Source organism: Micromonospora sp. NPDC085948 (assembly GCF_040686315.1).
GTDB lineage: Bacteria > Actinomycetota > Actinomycetes > Mycobacteriales > Micromonosporaceae > Micromonospora.
This window is the reverse complement of sequence record NZ_JBFBJW010000007.1, coordinates 34,760-50,187: the sequence shown is the minus strand read 5'-3', so window position 1 is coordinate 50,187 and position 15,428 is coordinate 34,760. Positions and strand designations below refer to the sequence as shown.

Below are 15,428 nucleotides of genomic sequence, written 5' to 3'. Positions count from 1 at the left end.
TCCACCTCGGGACATGTCGCTGTCGCGTCGGCCCCGGGTCGCGGTGCGTGGGAGCCCAGCCCAGGAGATCGGGGATGGGCTCCCACGCGGTGCGGATGGATCAGTTGACGGTGCCGATGGAGACGGCGCCGCGTCCGACGACCGCGCCGTCGTTGGTGACGACGGCCAGTTCGCCGTACAGCTCACGCCCGGCGCTCGGGGCGGACTGCGCGGTCACCGTCCCGGTGAGGGTGGCGGTGGCGCCGTTGGGCAGGGCGAGCGGGGTCGGCGGGGTGTCCAGCGTGCCCAGCGATGATGCCGAGAACGAGTCCCGGTAGTCGTAGGCGGTGCTGGTGTTCGGTCCGTCGACGGCGTACCCGTCGACGACGACCCGGTAGGTTCCCGCCGGCGGGTTGGCGATGGTGACCGCTTCCTCGGAGTCACCGTCGGCGGCCTGGCCGACCTGCGCGTCGCCGCGGAACACCGTCAGGTCCAGGTCGGCGCCCAGGTTGGCGGTGTTTCCGATCCGAGCCGTGAACCTGCTGGCACCGCCCGGAACGTCCACCAGGTACTCCTGCTGGGCGCCCTCGGCGATGGTCGGCCGCTCGGCGTGCACGCTGGACAGTGGACCACCCTGACCGGTCACCGCGACCGGGCCGAAGGTGTTGGTCAGCGTCCAGGTCGCCGGGGTCGGCTGGCCGGCGGTGAGCGTCGGCAGTTCGATCACGGCCGGCTCGACCTGCACGCCCTGCACCCGCGCCTGCAACTGGAACGGGTTGTTCAACGCCGGGGAGGTCCGCCGTGCCTCCACCTCGATCTCCCAGACCCCGGCGATCGGGTTCTGGTAGTCGCGCTCCTGCGGCTTGCAGGCGGCGGCGTCGGAGTAGTTGGTGTAGCAGGCGGTGCTGGCCGTGCTCTCCACCGGTACGCCGTAGGGGTTGATGGCGATGAACCGGGTCTGCGACCCGGTGGCGATGCCGGACAGGTTCACCTGCAGCGCCCCCGCGCCGGCCGGCACGGTGATGAAGTACGAGGTGAAGCTGTTGCGCGCCACCGAGCCCTCGGCGGAGAACGAGTAGCTGGGCTTGGTGACGGTGGTGGCGGCCACCACGACGGCGGAGACCTCGAAGTCGAGCACCGAGGTCTTCGGGTCGTCCACGGTCAGGATCGCGCCGTGCGCGCCGGTGGTCGACGGCTTGGCGGTGACCGGGATCGTGACGGTCTTGTTCAGCGGTAGCGCGACCGTCCTGGGTGCGGTGAAGGTGCCGTCGTTGCCGCGCAGGGCCAGCTTGTGGCTGATGGTTCCGGCCGGTCCGCTGGTCCGGGTGACCTTGACCGGGTAGGTGCGGCTCTGGCCGACCTTGTGCCCGCCCTCGGCCGCGGTGCAGCGGTTGTAGACGCCGGCGCCGCGGTTCGGGTTGGGGACGAACCGGCTCAGGTCGCGGTCGTAGCGGGTGAGGTTCTCCGACAGTTCGGTGCAGACCGGGGCGTCGGAGACGTACGAGCGGGTCTCGACGGTCTTGGCGAGCAGCTTCCACGCGCCGGCGACGTTGAACATGCCGTAGCCCTGCGCGTACGTCGCCACGCCCGCGATGGGCTTGGCGGAGGTGTAGATGGCCCGGCGCAGCGCGGCCGGGGTGACACCCTTGTCGGTGGCCTTGGCGGCGGAGAGCAGCAGAGCGGCGGCGCCGGCGGCCTGGGGGGAGGCCATCGACGTGCCGTTGAGCATCTGGTAGCCCGGCGGCAGCGCGTAGCCGGCCTCGGCAACGGGGATGCCCGGCTGCCAGGTCGGCGCGGTGGAGATCGCCGACCCGGGAGCGGTGATGTTCGGCTTGAAGCCACCATCCTCGCGCGGGCCGCGGGAGGAGAAGTTGAACAGCGCGTTCTTCTTCGTGACCACCGAGCCGTAGTTGGCCAGCCAGGTGTCCTTGCTGATGTTCGCGGCGACGCTGACGACGTTCTCGGCGACCGAGGGGTCGCCGACGGTGTTCAGGCCCGGTCCGGAGTTGCCGGCGGAGATGAACATCTGCACGCCGTAGGTGGTGATCAGGTCGTTGTAGAGCTGCGCGCGGGCGTTCGCACCGTCGTTGAGCGTCGGCAGGCCGCCGATGGACATGTTGACCACGTCGACGTGCCGGTTGATGACCAGGTCGGCCATGCCGGTGGTCAGCGCCGCGGTGGTGCAGCCGCCACCCCAGGAGCAGGCCCGGGCGGAGACGAGCTTGGCGCCGGGGGCGGCGCCGTCGAAGGCGGTGTTGCCGAGCATGTCGTTGGCGGCGGTGATGCCGGCGACGTGGGTGCCGTGGGTGGCCTCGATGATGCCGATGTTGACGTAGTCGGCGTACGGGCCGGGCTTTCCGTCGCCCGGGGCGATGTCGACGTCCTCGCGGTACTCGACCACGAAGGGCATCTGGTCCCGTACGGCGGTGGCGGGGTTGTCGGTGCCGAAGTGCCCGACGTCGAAGCGCTCCCGGTACGGGCGCATCAGCGTCTCGTCGGTGAAGCTGTTGTCCTGGTCGACGTCGACCCAGATGTCGTGGGTCTGCGGGTTGTACAGCACGCCCCACGCGTCGGTGGTGTCCCCGTCGCGGTTGACGTCACCCGCCGGGTCGCTGGCGGCGGTGATCGACTCGCGGAACAGGTTGAACGTGTAGGTGCCCGCTGGCACGGTCCACGTCGCGCCGCCCGCGCTGAACGAGGGTCCGGTGACCTCGGTGACCATGCGCCGCCAGGTGCCGTCGTTCTCGGTCACGGGGTCGGTGGCGGTGACCCAGTCGACGATCTTCCGCTCACCGGTCGTGGTCTTCTGCAGCGCCGGCTGATCCAGGTCGATGCCGGAGTCCATGATGCCGATGGTCACCCCCCGGCCGTCCCACTGCGGATGAGCCGCTTTGAAGGACTCCGCGCCGGTCTCGTTCGTCGGCATGTACGGGTTCACCGCGCCGGTGCCCGCGCCCGGACCGCTGAGCGTCGCACCCTGCGCGGCGGCCTTCGCACCGGAGGCCGCGGCACCGGCGGTCGGGTCCGGTAGCTGGATGACCTCGTCCAGGTCGATGGCGGCGACGCCCGGCAGCCTGGCGGCCTTGAGCACCTTGCTGGTGGGCACGGTGGCCAGGACGTAGCCGATCTGGTCGAAACGCCGGTTGACCGCGCCGCCGAGGGCCTCGACGCCGTCGACGACGGCCTTGCTCTGGCCCTTCTCGGCCGCGACGATCAGGGTGACCGTCGGCGCGTGCTTCGCCTCGGCCTGCGCGAGCAGCTTGGCGTCGTGCGAGCCTAACGCCTCCGCGGGGGTCGCCGCCGGAGTGTCGGGGGTGGAGGGAGCGGCGCTCGCGGTGGCGGCACCACCCGGCACGGTCATGGCGCCGGCCGCCAGGACCGATGCGAAGAGCGCGGCGGAGGTACGCCTGCTCAGGTTGCGGGGTCTACTCACGTTCTCTTCCTCCAGAGAACAGGGCCCTGAGATGACAGGGCACGCGTGAGCGATCCTTCGTGGTGTTGGTAGTCGATGTCGATAGATGGTTCGACGTTGTGATCTCTCCGTGACGTCGCCAGCGTGCCCCTTCGCGGCGGGGATGAGATCGACCGCCATGACCTCGAAGGATGTCGCCTGACCAAAATCGGCCATCGCTACGCTGCGGTGCTGTCGCGCTGTCACACCCGCCGCCCTATCGGCACTCGTTTCGGTTTCCGTTACCGTGCGCCCGGCGTTCGATCTGCGGCGGGTCGATCTGCGCTGCCCCGCGGTGGCACAGAAGGCGGGGTCGCGAGATGGCGCGGCGACGCTCACGCGCACGCATAATGGTCCGACGGGTAGCGAGGCGACGTGTCGCAAGCGGCAGGCCGGCGGCCCGACATCACGGGAGGATGGCGGCCACGGTGAACCAGGCGATGCCGAGTGTGACCCGGAACACCCGACAGCGGGCAGAGGTACTGGCGCTGTTGCGCGAGGTGGAGGGCTTCCACTCGGCGCAGCAACTGCACCAGATGCTGCTGGCGCGTAAGGCGGGGGTCGGCCTGACCACCGTCTATCGAACCCTGCAACTGCTGGTGGACGCCGGCGAGATCGACTCGACTCGGCTGCCGGGCGGCGAACAACTCTTCCGCCGGTGCAGCCAGAGCAAACACCACCACCACCTGGTCTGCCGAGACTGTGGGCGCACCGTCGAGGTGGCCGGTCCGGCCGTGGAGCGGTGGGCCGACCAGGTTGCCGCCCAGCACGGGTTCGTGGACGTCGGTCACACCCTGGAGATCTTCGGCACCTGCGCCGAGTGCGTCCGCTGAACGTAAGTCCGATGGTCACGTGCCCTGGGCCTGCGGCGGGCGTACTGCTGGCGGAACTTCTCGACCCGTGAGGGGGACGCAGCCGGCGAACGGGTCGTGGTAGGTGCGCTGTCGCGCTCCCGGGCCTGCCGTTCTATGGCGAGCAAAGCCGCCCTGGACCTGCTGACCAAGAGTTGGGCGGCGAATTCGGCCCGGCCTGAGTACGCGTGAGGTTCGACCCGACGCGGGGGATCGAGTTCGCCAGCTACGCGATCCCCACCGTCGTGGGAGAGATCAAGCGCCACTTCCGTGACCGCACCTGGGACGTCCGGGTTCCCCGACGGCTGCAGGAGCGGCGCATGGCCATCGCCGAGGCCAACAACAGCCTCACCCAGCTGCTGGGCCGCTCGCCGACCGTCGCCGACATCGCCCGACATCTCGACCTCACGGAGGAGGAAGTCCTCGAAGGACTGGAAGGCGCCCGCGCCTACAACGCGGTCTCACTGTCCACCCCGATCGGCGATGGCACCTCGTCCAGGGAGTTGGGCGACACCCTCGGCGGCGACGACAACGAACTCGCCCTCGCCGAGCTGAAGGTGGCTCTCACCTCGGCCCTCGCGCGCCTTGACGACCGGGAGCGGAAGGTCGTCGCACTGCGCTTTCACGGCAACCTGACCCAGCAGGGCATCGCCGAGGAGGTCGGGGTGTCACAGATGCACGTCTCCCGCCTGCTGACCCGCGCGCTGGCCAAGCTGAGGGTGCAGCTCACTGCCACCCCCTGAGGGAGCAGGTTTCCTGCGGCGGTCGGTGGATCCGGCCGCCGCAGGGACCAATGGCGCCCTCGCCGTACCGGCGCCGCACGGGTGGTGCCGGTGCATCACGGGCGTCGCCGCGGAACCGGGGAGTGCCCATCAGTCGGACGCTGACGGCGGGCGGCTCCGATTTCGGGGCGAGTCAGCTGCCGGTCGCGGATTTTGCGAAAGGGCAGCAGCAGGTCGGGCAGGCGCGCCGGGACGGCGGGTTGGGGGAGGAGGAGTCAGCGGCGGGCGAGTTCCGGTGCGGCGGTGTCCAGGGGCACGGCGGCGTCGGGCACCAGGCCGAGTTGCATGCTCGGCCGGGAACCGATGGGTTCGCGGTGGCCCGCCACCCACTAACCAACGGCACCGTCGACCCGGCACAGCTGCTGACCAGACACGAACCGATGACCGACGTGCTGCAGGCGTACCGCCAGTTCCAGGACCGCGACCCGGGCTGGCTGAAGGTCGCCCTCACGACCTGAACCATCGATCACCTTGAGGCGGGCGTCAGGTGCGCAGGGTGTGGCTGGGGCTGCACCCGTAGGCGGCGCGGTAGTCGGTGCTGAAGCGTCCGAGGTGGGTGAAGCCCCAGCGTCTGGCGATCATGGCGACGGTGGCACCGGTGGTCGGGTCGGCGGCCCGCAGGGCGCGGTGCGCGCGTTCGAGGCGGACCTCGCGGACGTACCGCATCGGTGTCGTGTCGTGGTGGCGGCGGAACGCGAGTTGCAGAGCCCGGGGACGCACACCGGCCGCGGCGGCGACCTGGTCGACCGTGATCGGCCGGTCCGCATGGTCGTCGATGTAGCTCACGGCTCGGCGTAACGCCTGCGGGGTGACCCCGCCGGCGGGGCGCAGGGTCGCGGCGTGGGCGGTGTTGGGGAACACGGTAAGGGCCGTCGCCGCGAGCAGGTGGCGGGTGGTCCCGGCGACCAGCGGGTTGGCCATCAGGGCAGGGTCGGACAGCACGCTGCGGGTCAGGTGGGAGACGGTCTGGGTCCAGTGCCGACCGAGCGCCGCCGAGATCGGCCGGGAGCTGTCGAAGCGCAGGTCGGCGCTGCTGATGCCGGTCTGCGCGTGGGCGACCTCTTCGAGCAGGGCGCGGGGGAGGCGGGCGACCAACGTGTCGACGTCGTCGTAGGCGAGGTCCGCGGATTGGTCCGGCAGGATCAGCATCACGTCCCCGGGCCGTAACCGGTATTCGTCCTTGTCCCTGGCGATGGTGAAGCGCCCGCCCACCAGGTGGGTGATGTTCAGATCGCCGTCCGGGGCCGTCCGGGCCTGGGTGTGCGCCGAGTAGTGCAGCCGGGTCACGCCGAGGTCGGCGAGCGCGGTGGTGACGGTGGGCAGGCCGGCTCCGTCGCGGCCCCCACCGGACGACCGCACCTTGATGTCGAGGAATGCCCGCCGGATGTAGGCGTGCGCCTCATCGGTGTCGTTGGTGGCGTAGCGCTGCCAGTGTGAGCCGGTGTAGACCGTGCCATCTGTCATGTCCAGGCCTCTCCCGTCCATACTCTCGGCGACGGTCCCCAGCCACGATACGCATCACCTTCGCGCCAGGCGTAGATCGCCGCCCGCTGTCTGGTGGTACCACCCGTGCTGCGGATATGCAGCAGGTAGATCGCCTCGTCCGGCTGTTGCCAAGGCGATTCGGCGGGTGTCCTTGGTCAAGCAGTCGGGCAAGGGCACCCGTCTCCAACCGTTCGCGTCCGGCCTGGTCAGCGAGGCGGTGGAGGCAGCGCCGGGCTGTCGAGCCAGGCGGCGAACAGATCGTCCAGGGGCTCGCGGGCGAAGCGCTGGGCGTGCAGACGGAACTGCTCGGTCGTCACCGTCGCGTGTCGGTGCTCGGCGACCCAGCCTCGCAGGAGCGCGAAGAACGACTCGTCGCCGACCCTCTTGCGCAGGGCGTGCACCGTGAGCGCGCCACGCTTGTAGACAAGCGGGTCGAACATCCGGTCGACGCCGGGATCCGCGACGACGACGGTGCGCGGGCGATCCGCGACCCACGCGTACCACCGCGCGGCCAGGGCGTCGGTGGGCAGGTCGCCGCAGACGCCGGACCACAGCCACTCGGCGTACGTGGCGAAGCCCTCGTTGAGCCAGATGTGCCTCCAGTCCGCCACCGTGAGGCTGTTGCCGAACCACTGGTGGGCCAGCTCGTGCACCACGAGCCGCTCGTGCGTGCGCCGCCCGTCGACGTGGTTTCGCCCGAAGACCGCCATGCCCTGCGCTTCGACCGGATCGTCGAGGTCGTCGTCGGCGACCACGACGACATACTCCCGGAAGGGGTACGGCCCGAAGAGTCGCTGCAGCGCCGACATGATCTGGCCGTGCCGGCCGAAGTCGTGGGCGACGTTGCGGCGCAGCGCGGGCGGGATCGCGGCGCGCTGCACCACCGCACCGACCGCGAGGTCCACCATCTCGTAGCGCCCGATCTGGACGCTCATCAGGTACGGCGAGGTGGGCTCGCGCCGCTCGTACACCCACGTCGCGCCGCCCGCGCCCCGGCGATGGTGCACGGGATCACCGGTCACCAACACCGTGTACGGGGAGGGAGCCGTGACCGCCACCCGGAAGGTCGCCTTGGCGCCGGGCTGGTCATCGCACGGGAACCACGACGGCGACCCGTTCGGCTGGCTGGCCACGAGCACCCCGTCGGTGAGCTCCTCCCACCCGAGGGTGCCCCAGCGGCCGGAGATGGGCACCGGCTTCCCCGCGTACCGGATGTCCACCCGGAAGGTGTCCCCGGCGTTGATCGGCCGCTCGGGTTTGATCTGTAGTTTGTCCGGGCGGTGCAGGTACTTCGCCGGGCGCCCGTCCACTCGGACGTCCTGGACGCGGAGCCGACCGAGGTCGAGGGTGAACCGGGAGAGCGACTGTGTGGCCACCGCGGTGATGTCGGCCCGGCCGCCGAGCCGGTTCGACATGACCCGGTAGTCGAGGTCGAGGTCGTAGTGCCGCACCCGGTAGCCGCCGTTGCCGTGCTCGGGCAGGTAGGAGTCGCCGGAACGACCGGCGCCGGGCGTTGCGCCGCTCGACGCCGTCTTCGGATTCATGCCGACCGTGCCGCTGGCGCCGGCCAGGTGGTGATCGGGTTGCCCAGCCACCGGCTGTCGCTCGGCACGGCGTCGCCGCGGGTCACCAGTGAACCGGGTCCGACGGTGGTCCGCGCGCCGATGCTCGCGCCGGGCAGGACGATGCCGTGCGGACCCAGCGCGGCTCCCGCGCCCAGTGTCACCTCGTCCATGCTCATCACACGATCATGGAACAGGTGGGTCTGCACCACACAACCGCGGTTCACCGTGGCGCCGTCGCCGAGGCGCACCAGGTCGTACTCGGGCAGCCAGTAGGTCTCCAGCCAGACGCCCCGGCCGATCTTCGCACCGAGCGTGCGCAGCCAGGCCGTGAGCAGTGGCGTGCCGGTCGCGAAGCGGACCAGCCACGGCGCGGCGAGGGCCTCGACGAACGTGTCGGCGAGTTCGTTGCGCCAGACGAAGGACGTCCACAGCGCGCGCTCGGCGACCCGGAAGCGTCCGACCAGCAGCCACTTCGCGGCCGTCGCGATGGCGGCGGCGGTGATCGCCGCGCCGAGCAGCACCGGCCCGGCGGCGAGCGCGGCCGCCCACCCCCCGCCGGCCCGCCAGACGATCGCGAGTACGGCCAGGACGCCGACCGCCAGGGCGCCGGCGCACATCACCGGGACGATCCGGCACAGCTCGATCGCGGCCCGGGCCAGCTTCAGCCGGAGTGGCGGGTCGAAGGTGCGGCTGGTGTCGGCGGCTTCCACGGTCCGGCGCAGCGGCATCGGCGGCGCGCCGAGCCACGACGAGCCCTTCTTCGCCTTGAACGGCGCCGACGACAACACGCCGACGAGCCCGCGCTTGGGCACCGAACGCCCGGGGGCCGCCATTCCCGAGTTGCCGAGGAACGCCTGCTTACCGATGCGGGCCGGGGCGACGCGCAGCCACCCGTGGCTCAGCTCGTAGGTCGCGACCATGGTGTCGTCGGCCAGGAAGGCCCCGTCGGCGACAGTGGTCATCGCCGGCAGTGCGAGCACTGTGGAAGCCTCCACCCCGCGTCCCACCTTGGCGCCCAGCAGCCGAAGCCACACCGGCGTGAAGAGGCTGGCGTAGAGCGGGAACAGCCCGACCCGCGCCATCCCCATCAGCCGCTCGGTCGTCCAGACCTGCCACGCCACCCGCCCCTGCACCCGGTGGTATCCGGCACGCAGGCCGATGCTGAGCGCCCGGACGGCCCCGAGCACCAGCAGCGCGTAGCCCACCAGGTAGGCGACGGTCGCCACCGCGACGGCGGTCAACACCGCGCCGACAGTTGGCCGGACGGCGAGCGTCCAGCCGAGCAGGGCGATCGCCGGCAGGGCGGCCACGACCGGCACCAGCCCCAGCAGTTGGGCGGTCAGCGCGTACGCGATCGGCCAGCCGCGGGACCGAAGTCGCGTTCGCGGGGGCCGCTGACCGGGCCATTCGGCGGGATCCTTGGCAGCGGGTGTGGCGGGTGAGCCGGCCCAGCGCTGATTCGCCGGTACGGCGCCGGTCACGGTCGACCCGGCGGCGATGCGCGCGCCCTTGCCGATGCGGGCGCCGGGCATCAGGGTGCTGCGGGAACCGACCCGGGCGCCCGCGCCGACGCGGACCCTACCGACATGGACGACATCGCCGTCGACCCAGTGGCCGGAGAGATCGACCTCAGGCTCGATCGCCGCGCCGCGGCCCAGTTTCAGCAGGCCGGTGACCGGCGGTGCGGAGTGCAGGTCGACGTCGGGAGCGATGGACGCGCCGAGCGCCCGGGCATAAGTGATCATCCAGGATGCCCCGGCGACGCTTGTGGCGCCGGTCAGCTCGGCGAGACGTTCGGCGGCCCACAACCGCAGGTGCACGCCGCCACCGCGCGGGTAGCTGCCGGGGCGAACCCCACGCAGTAGCAGTCGCGCTCCCGCGGCGGCCACGGCGATCCGGCCCACCGGGCTGAACAGCAGGAGCCAACCCAACGCCACCCACCACCAGGACACGACAGGTGCCCAGGGTGCCGGCGCGAACAGGGCGAGGACGTTGCCGAGGGCGGCCAGGACGGTCAGCCAGCGCAGCCCGACCAGCGCGAGCATCGGCACCAACATCGCCGCCTGGATCAGCCCGGCGCGCCTCGGCGTCGGCCGGACCTCCCGGCGCGTCGCCGCCGTGGTGTCGAGCGCGTCGAGCACACCCGCGAGCCGCGACAGTTTCGGGTGGAGGTAGATGTCGGCCACCGAGACCCGCGGGTGCCGGCGTCGGATCCAGGCCACCAGTTGCGCCGCGTTCAGGCTGCCGCCGCCGTGGGTGAAGAAGTCGGCGTCCGCCTCGGTGGGGCGTACACCCAGGATCTCCGCCCAACCGCCGGCGAGCCACTCCTCCGTCGCGGTCAGCTCGCCCGCGGTGTCCTGCCCGGTGGCCAGCGGCCAGGGCAGCGCGGCCCGATCCACCTTGCCGGACGTCCGGGTCGGCAACGCGTCCACCACGGCCAGCAGCGGCACGAGAGCGGCCGGCAACTGCTCCCGGATCCGCAGCGCCGCCGACGCGGCATCGAAGGTGACGCCGTCGTGCGGAACGACGTACCCCACCAGTAGTTGGTTGCCCGCGGCGGTGCGCCGCACCGCCGCGGCGGCCCCGGCGACGTCGGGCAGCGCCTGCAGTGCGGCGTCGATCTCACCCAGCTCGATCCGGCGTCCGCCGAGCTTCACCTGTTCGTCACCGCGGCCGACGAACAGGAGCCCCTCGGGCTCCGCCCGGACGATGTCACCGCTGCGGTACGCCCGCTGCCAGCCGAGCGCGGGCAGCGCCGCGAACTTCTCGGCGTCCTTGCCCGGGTCCAGGTAGCGGGCGAGCCCCACCCCGCCGATGACCAGCTCGCCGGTCTCACCCATCGCGACCGGAGCGCCGGAGGCGTCCACCACGGCGAGCTGCCAGCCGGCCAGCGGCAACCCGATGCGGACCGGTCCCTCGCCGGTCATCCGGGCGGCGCAGGCGACCACTGTCGCCTCGGTCGGTCCGTAGGTGTTCCAGACCTCGCGGCCCTCGACGGCCAGGCGCTGCGCCAGCTCCGGTGGGCAGGCCTCGCCACCGAAGATCAGCAGCCGGACCTCCTCCAGCGCCTCGACCGGCCACAGCGCGGCGAGCGTCGGGACCGTCGACACCACCGAGATGCGCTGCTCGGCCAGCCACGGACCGAGGTCGACGCCGCTGCGGACCAGCGACCGCGCGGCCGGCACCAGGCAGGCGCCGTGCCGCCACGCCAGCCACATCTCCTCGCAGGACGCGTCGAACGCCACCGACAGTCCGGCCAGGACCCGGTCCTGCGGGCCGATCGCCTCGCTGGCCTCGTCGGCGAGGAACAACAGCGCCTCGGCGTCGACGAAAGCCGCAGCCGCGCCGTGGTGGACCGCCACACCCTTCGGGGTGCCCGTCGAGCCGGAGGTGAAGATGATCCAGGCGTCGTCGTCCGGGCCGGGTCGGCCGATCCGACCCACGGGGGTACGACGCACCGACACCGCCAGCCCGTCACCGAGCACCGCCGCGACTCCCGCCTCGGCGAAGACGAGCTCGGCGCGTTCCTCGGGATCGTCCGCGTCCACCGGCACGTAGGCCGCGCCCGCCGCGAGAACGCCGAGGATCGCCAGGTACAGCTCGGCCGTACCGGAGGTGAGCCGGACGCCCACGCGGTCGCCGACACCGATGCCGTGTCCGGCCAGCGACCTCCGGACGGCCTCGACCTCGTCGGCCAGGTCGCGGTACGTCAGTGCCGTGGCGCCGTCGTCGAGTGCGAGAGCCTCGGCGTGCGCGCGCACGGAGTCGTCGAGAATGTCGACAAGCGTGCGGCGGGCTGCCGCCGGGGCCGATCGGAACACCGCGGGGACCGCCGGTGCGGCGACTGTCGGTGGTAGCGCGACCACCTGGGGATCACTCGTCACGGGCACCTGGCGTTCACCATCTTCGTCTCAGGGATCGGCGTCAACCAGGCGTGCGGCATGCGGACCCGCCCTGGGCAGCCCTCAACGCTACGTCGCACGGGGCCGGAAGAGAGGGCCACGTAACGGCTTCGTGTCCACCACCACAGCGATCCCCCCTCCGCGAACACCGAGCGGCCGCGACCTGCCGTCGACGACCGATCACACTCCTGTCTCTACTCAGGCCGGGTCGTCGCTGCGGATGTGCACGGTTTCGCCGCCGCTGCGCAGATCCTCTGTCACCTGCTTCTCGGTCAGGGCGACAAGGTGCGAGTCGACAGTCGCCTCGTCCTTGAGGCGTGCGTGCGTCTCGTGAACGCGGGCGGAAAGGTCCGCGTCGTCAGCCTCCGGAAATCGTTGTTTCAGCGTCTCGACCTGGCGTTGCAAGGCGATCTCCGGGTCGACGAGACCGCCACTGGCTGCGGGTTCGGTCATCACACACCTCGCACGTCGTCGTCAGTGTCTCCACAGGTGGTGCCCCGAGCATCGACTCGACATTCATTCGTTCGCGCAAAGTTCACCTTCGGGAGCCGGTCCTACCGCTCCGTCGGTGGGACGTTCGCAGGAGGCTCGTTCCCCTGACGTTTGGTCAGCCCATGATCATTAGTGTGGTCCTCACGTTGACGCTGTTCGGCGCGACGACATGGTCGGCGCTGCAGCAACCGCTCGCCCGTCGCCCGGCCTTCCACCACCGCCTTACCGGAGCGCTACTGGCCCTGAGCCTGACGGTGGCCGCCGCGCTGATCACTACCGTGCTCGTGGCCCATCCGTGACGTGGCGAACATCCGCAGCGCCGCCCTCATGTCCCTCCTCGAGTACGAGTGGGCGACACACCGCGTCACCGGTCGTGGGCGGCCGGGTGGTCGTCGATCGGCCGGCCGAGCGCCTGCTGACCGACCTTGCCCGCAGCGGCCGCGAAATGGCGCTACGCGAAGCCGCCCGGCTCCGCGAGGGCGGCAGGCCGCGCTCCACGCGGAGACGCCGACCGCCGGATGATCCGGCAAGCTGATCGGTACGCGGTACACCAACGGCGACAACCTGCACATCGAGCACCACGCCGCGACGAGCGTACCCATCAACGGATGCGGTCGGTGAGGCTCTGCGCCGCCTCGTCGAACGCCACGTCGGACTCGCAGGGGCTGTGTCCCTTGATCGGCGGTGGAAAGATGTCGCCGGCCGGGGCGGTCACCCCTGCCGGATCGCGGAGCCGTCGGTCCACCGGCGTACCCCGGTCGGCTGCGGCGGGTGCCGCGTCGGGTCGGGGCGGCGGAAAGACCCGCCCTCCGATGGGGTCGGTGTCCCGCCACAGATTGATCCACCGCCAGTCGACCCGGTCGGCGATCTCGTGGATCACCTCGTCGCTGACGTACGCGGGAAAGAGCCGGGCGTACAGCCGGCGAAGGGGCGAGCCGTGGGTCAGCAGGGCGATCCGATCGGTGACCCGTGGCGGCAGTTGGAGCACGGTCGCGGCGAGCAGGACGGAGCCGTGGCTGTGTCCGCTGAGCAGCACCGTGTTGCCGGAGTCGACGAGGTGGGTGATCCGGCAGGTCAGTTCGGGTACGGCCCGTTCGGCGTAGCAGGGTGGCGCGAACGGGTGTGCGGCTCGGGGCCAGAAGGTGCCCAGGTCCCACAGCACGCCCACGTACCGGCGAAATCCAGGGGTGCGGTAGGCGAAGATCCCACCGATGACCAGGCCGAGGATGATCGCGGCGATCAGGTAGCTGCCGACTCCGATGCCGAAGTCGACGAGGCTGGCCGGCAGCCCCACGTACCGCTGGATCAGTTCGCCCGGTGGCGTCGGCAGCAGGCCGAGCGCGACCATCGTCATGCCGATTCCGGCCAGGCAGGCGTAGAGCACCGCGAGCGGCACCAGCCGCTCGGTGAACTGGGCGCGGGCGATGGCCTTGCGCACCTGCCGCAACCGTGGCCCGGCATCGTTCGGCGCGTCCGGGAAGTCACGAGCAACTATCGACGCCGCGGCGCGTGTCCGTCCCGGTCGGGACGCCAGCGATGCCACGCCGGCGACGGCCAGCGTCACCAGCACCGCCAGTGAGAAGCCGAGGATCGCCCAGATGCAGGCACGCGGGGGGCTGGTGATCAGCCCCTCCGCGGTCGGTGCTCCCCGGTTCAGGACGTCGGACACCCGGTAGACCAGTTCGGCGGAGTACGTCAGCGCCAGACTGATCGCGGCGACGGCGGCCGCCAGGGCGCCGAACCCGAGCGAGGGCGCCGCATCCGGCTGTCGATACCGGTGCCAGAGCAGCACCGCCCCCAGGGCAGCCAGCAGTACCGCCTGACCGATGGACAGCCCGACGACCGTCAGGTTGTAGCCGGGTAGCCCGTTGCGCTCCGGCCAGGAGGCGGAACTGGTCAGAACGTGGATCCAGACCAGCACGGTCAGGCCGAGGGTGATCGTGGGCAGCGCGCTGACCAGGCGGTCGAGCCGCCCTTCCGTGGGTGCGGTCAGGGGCGGGGTGCAGAGCAGGACCGCGCACGTGATCAGCAGAAGCCCGGCACCCGCCGTGAGCGCGACGGTGCCGATCGACAAGCCCTGTGCGGCCCGGGCGCCGAGCAGGCTGAGGTTCAGCGTGGCGAAGCCCGCCGCGACGTGAATCGAGCGCAGCCGGCCGACCAGCGGCTCGTTGTCCCACCGACCGACGGCGGTGAGCCGGTGCGCCGGAAGGGGTTGGACAGTCGCGCGGAAGACGTGCGACGGGAGTGCCGGGCGGGCGCTGAGCCCCCACAGCAGGCCGATGGCCGCAGCCGGTACCAGCGCGAGCACCGCCAGGCGCAGTCCGGCGGGACGGCCTCCGAGCCAGGAGAGCCAGCTGCGTCCGGCCAGGCACTCGGGGGAGGACATGCACTTCCACGCGATCACGTCGAGTGCGATCCCCACCATGCTCTGCACGTACATCCCGGTCAGGCTGAGTGCCAACAGCCGGCACAGCGCCTTGATCACCGGGTCGGAGCGCGCTCCGGCCGGACGCATCCAGATGGCGAGGTTGATCAGCATGAAGGGCAACAGGATCACCATCGACAGCGTTCGCACCGCGTTGCCAGCGGGCAGGTTGTTCCAGCGGTAGGCCTCCAGCGTCACTCCGTCTGCCGCGCCCGTCACTCCGTCTGCCGCGCCGCTCTCGTGGTCGGGCCGGTAGAAGCCGCCCCGCTGGTCACCTGCCACCTGTTGCACGTGCGGTCGATTCAGCAGGTCCTCCGCGCCGATGGCGGACACCCCGTGCACCCGCAGTTCCACGACGCCGTCAGCTCTGGCGCGTCCGCCCGCGTCTCGCTGATCCATCCGGCACCGGCCCCCCGGCGTGTACGCGGCTCACGCCGACCCGCTCGGCTGATCCGACGGCGCCCGCATGGCGCAGCGGGCGTACCCCGTGACCGGA

9 protein-coding genes and 1 pseudogene are annotated in these 15,428 nt (G+C 71.4%); 4 read left to right on the top strand and 6 right to left on the bottom strand.

Features of this window, described 5'->3' with window-relative positions; genetic code table 11:
• Positions 1-100: 100 nt before the first annotated feature.
• Complete coding sequence (locus AB0O48_RS19840) at positions 101-3,412, bottom strand: S8 family serine peptidase (RefSeq protein WP_357252212.1); 3,312 nt, start codon at positions 3,410-3,412, stop codon at positions 101-103.
• 434 nt (positions 3,413-3,846) lie between these two features.
• Between AB0O48_RS19840 and AB0O48_RS19835 the strand changes: the two genes are divergently transcribed.
• From AB0O48_RS19835 to AB0O48_RS19825, 3 genes and pseudogenes are all read left to right on the top strand, one after another.
• The gene (locus tag AB0O48_RS19835; protein WP_357252209.1) at positions 3,847-4,263 is read left to right on the top strand and encodes a transcriptional repressor; all 417 of its coding nucleotides are present in this window, start codon (positions 3,847-3,849) and stop codon (positions 4,261-4,263) included.
• 209 nt (positions 4,264-4,472) lie between these two features.
• Positions 4,473-5,024 (top strand): annotated as a pseudogene (locus tag AB0O48_RS19830) (sigma-70 family RNA polymerase sigma factor); the annotation flags it as partial.
• Between the two features lie 122 nt (positions 5,025-5,146).
• Entirely contained in the window at positions 5,147-5,521 is a 375-nt protein-coding gene (locus tag AB0O48_RS19825) for a hypothetical protein (RefSeq protein WP_365067369.1), read from the top strand.
• 25 nt (positions 5,522-5,546) lie between these two features.
• On the opposite strand, the gene AB0O48_RS19820 is transcribed toward AB0O48_RS19825, so the two are convergent.
• From AB0O48_RS19820 to AB0O48_RS19805, 4 genes are all read right to left on the bottom strand, one after another.
• Positions 5,547-6,527, bottom strand: coding sequence for an AraC family transcriptional regulator (locus tag AB0O48_RS19820; RefSeq protein ID WP_365067366.1), 981 nt, complete (start codon positions 6,525-6,527; stop codon positions 5,547-5,549).
• Positions 6,528-6,754: 227 nt separating this feature from the next.
• Positions 6,755-8,092: a M1 family metallopeptidase gene (locus AB0O48_RS19815; protein ID WP_365067675.1), complete on the bottom strand. Its 1,338-nt coding sequence runs from the start codon at positions 8,090-8,092 to the stop codon at positions 6,755-6,757.
• Positions 8,089-11,997 carry a Pls/PosA family non-ribosomal peptide synthetase gene (locus AB0O48_RS19810; RefSeq protein ID WP_365067363.1) on the bottom strand — a complete coding sequence of 1,303 codons (3,909 nt, stop codon included), beginning with the start codon at positions 11,995-11,997 and terminating at the stop codon, positions 8,089-8,091. Before AB0O48_RS19810 ends, AB0O48_RS19815 begins: the two co-directional genes overlap by 4 nt.
• Before the next feature lie 216 nt (positions 11,998-12,213).
• A complete protein-coding gene (locus tag AB0O48_RS19805) occupies positions 12,214-12,468 on the bottom strand; it encodes a three-helix bundle dimerization domain-containing protein (RefSeq protein ID WP_357252531.1) in 255 nt (84 codons plus the stop codon).
• A gap of 161 nt (positions 12,469-12,629) precedes the next feature.
• Here AB0O48_RS19805 and AB0O48_RS19800 point away from each other — a divergent pair, with 161 nt between their 5' ends.
• Complete coding sequence (locus tag AB0O48_RS19800) at positions 12,630-12,806, top strand: hypothetical protein (protein WP_365067360.1); 177 nt, start codon at positions 12,630-12,632, stop codon at positions 12,804-12,806.
• Positions 12,807-13,108: 302 nt separating this feature from the next.
• Here the strand turns inward: AB0O48_RS19800 and AB0O48_RS19795 are convergent, their stop codons facing one another.
• A complete protein-coding gene (locus AB0O48_RS19795) occupies positions 13,109-15,331 on the bottom strand; it encodes a hypothetical protein (RefSeq protein ID WP_357571254.1) in 2,223 nt (740 codons plus the stop codon).
• Between the last annotated feature and the right edge of the window lie 97 nt (positions 15,332-15,428).

What these genes read in the sequence shown, in the direction of transcription:
- AB0O48_RS19820 (WP_365067366.1), bottom strand. Translation starts at nt 6,527, where the DNA reads ATGACAGATGGCACGGTCTACACCGGCTCACACTGGCAGCGCTACGCC.
- AB0O48_RS19805 (WP_357252531.1), bottom strand. Translation starts at nt 12,468, where the DNA reads ATGACCGAACCCGCAGCCAGTGGCGGTCTCGTCGACCCGGAGATCGCC.
- AB0O48_RS19800 (WP_365067360.1), top strand. Translation starts at nt 12,630, where the DNA reads ATGATCATTAGTGTGGTCCTCACGTTGACGCTGTTCGGCGCGACGACA.
- AB0O48_RS19795 (WP_357571254.1), bottom strand. Translation starts at nt 15,331, where the DNA reads ATGGATCAGCGAGACGCGGGCGGACGCGCCAGAGCTGACGGCGTCGTG.
- AB0O48_RS19835 (WP_357252209.1), top strand. Translation starts at nt 3,847, where the DNA reads ATGGCGGCCACGGTGAACCAGGCGATGCCGAGTGTGACCCGGAACACC.
- AB0O48_RS19815 (WP_365067675.1), bottom strand. Translation starts at nt 8,092, where the DNA reads ATGAATCCGAAGACGGCGTCGAGCGGCGCAACGCCCGGCGCCGGTCGT.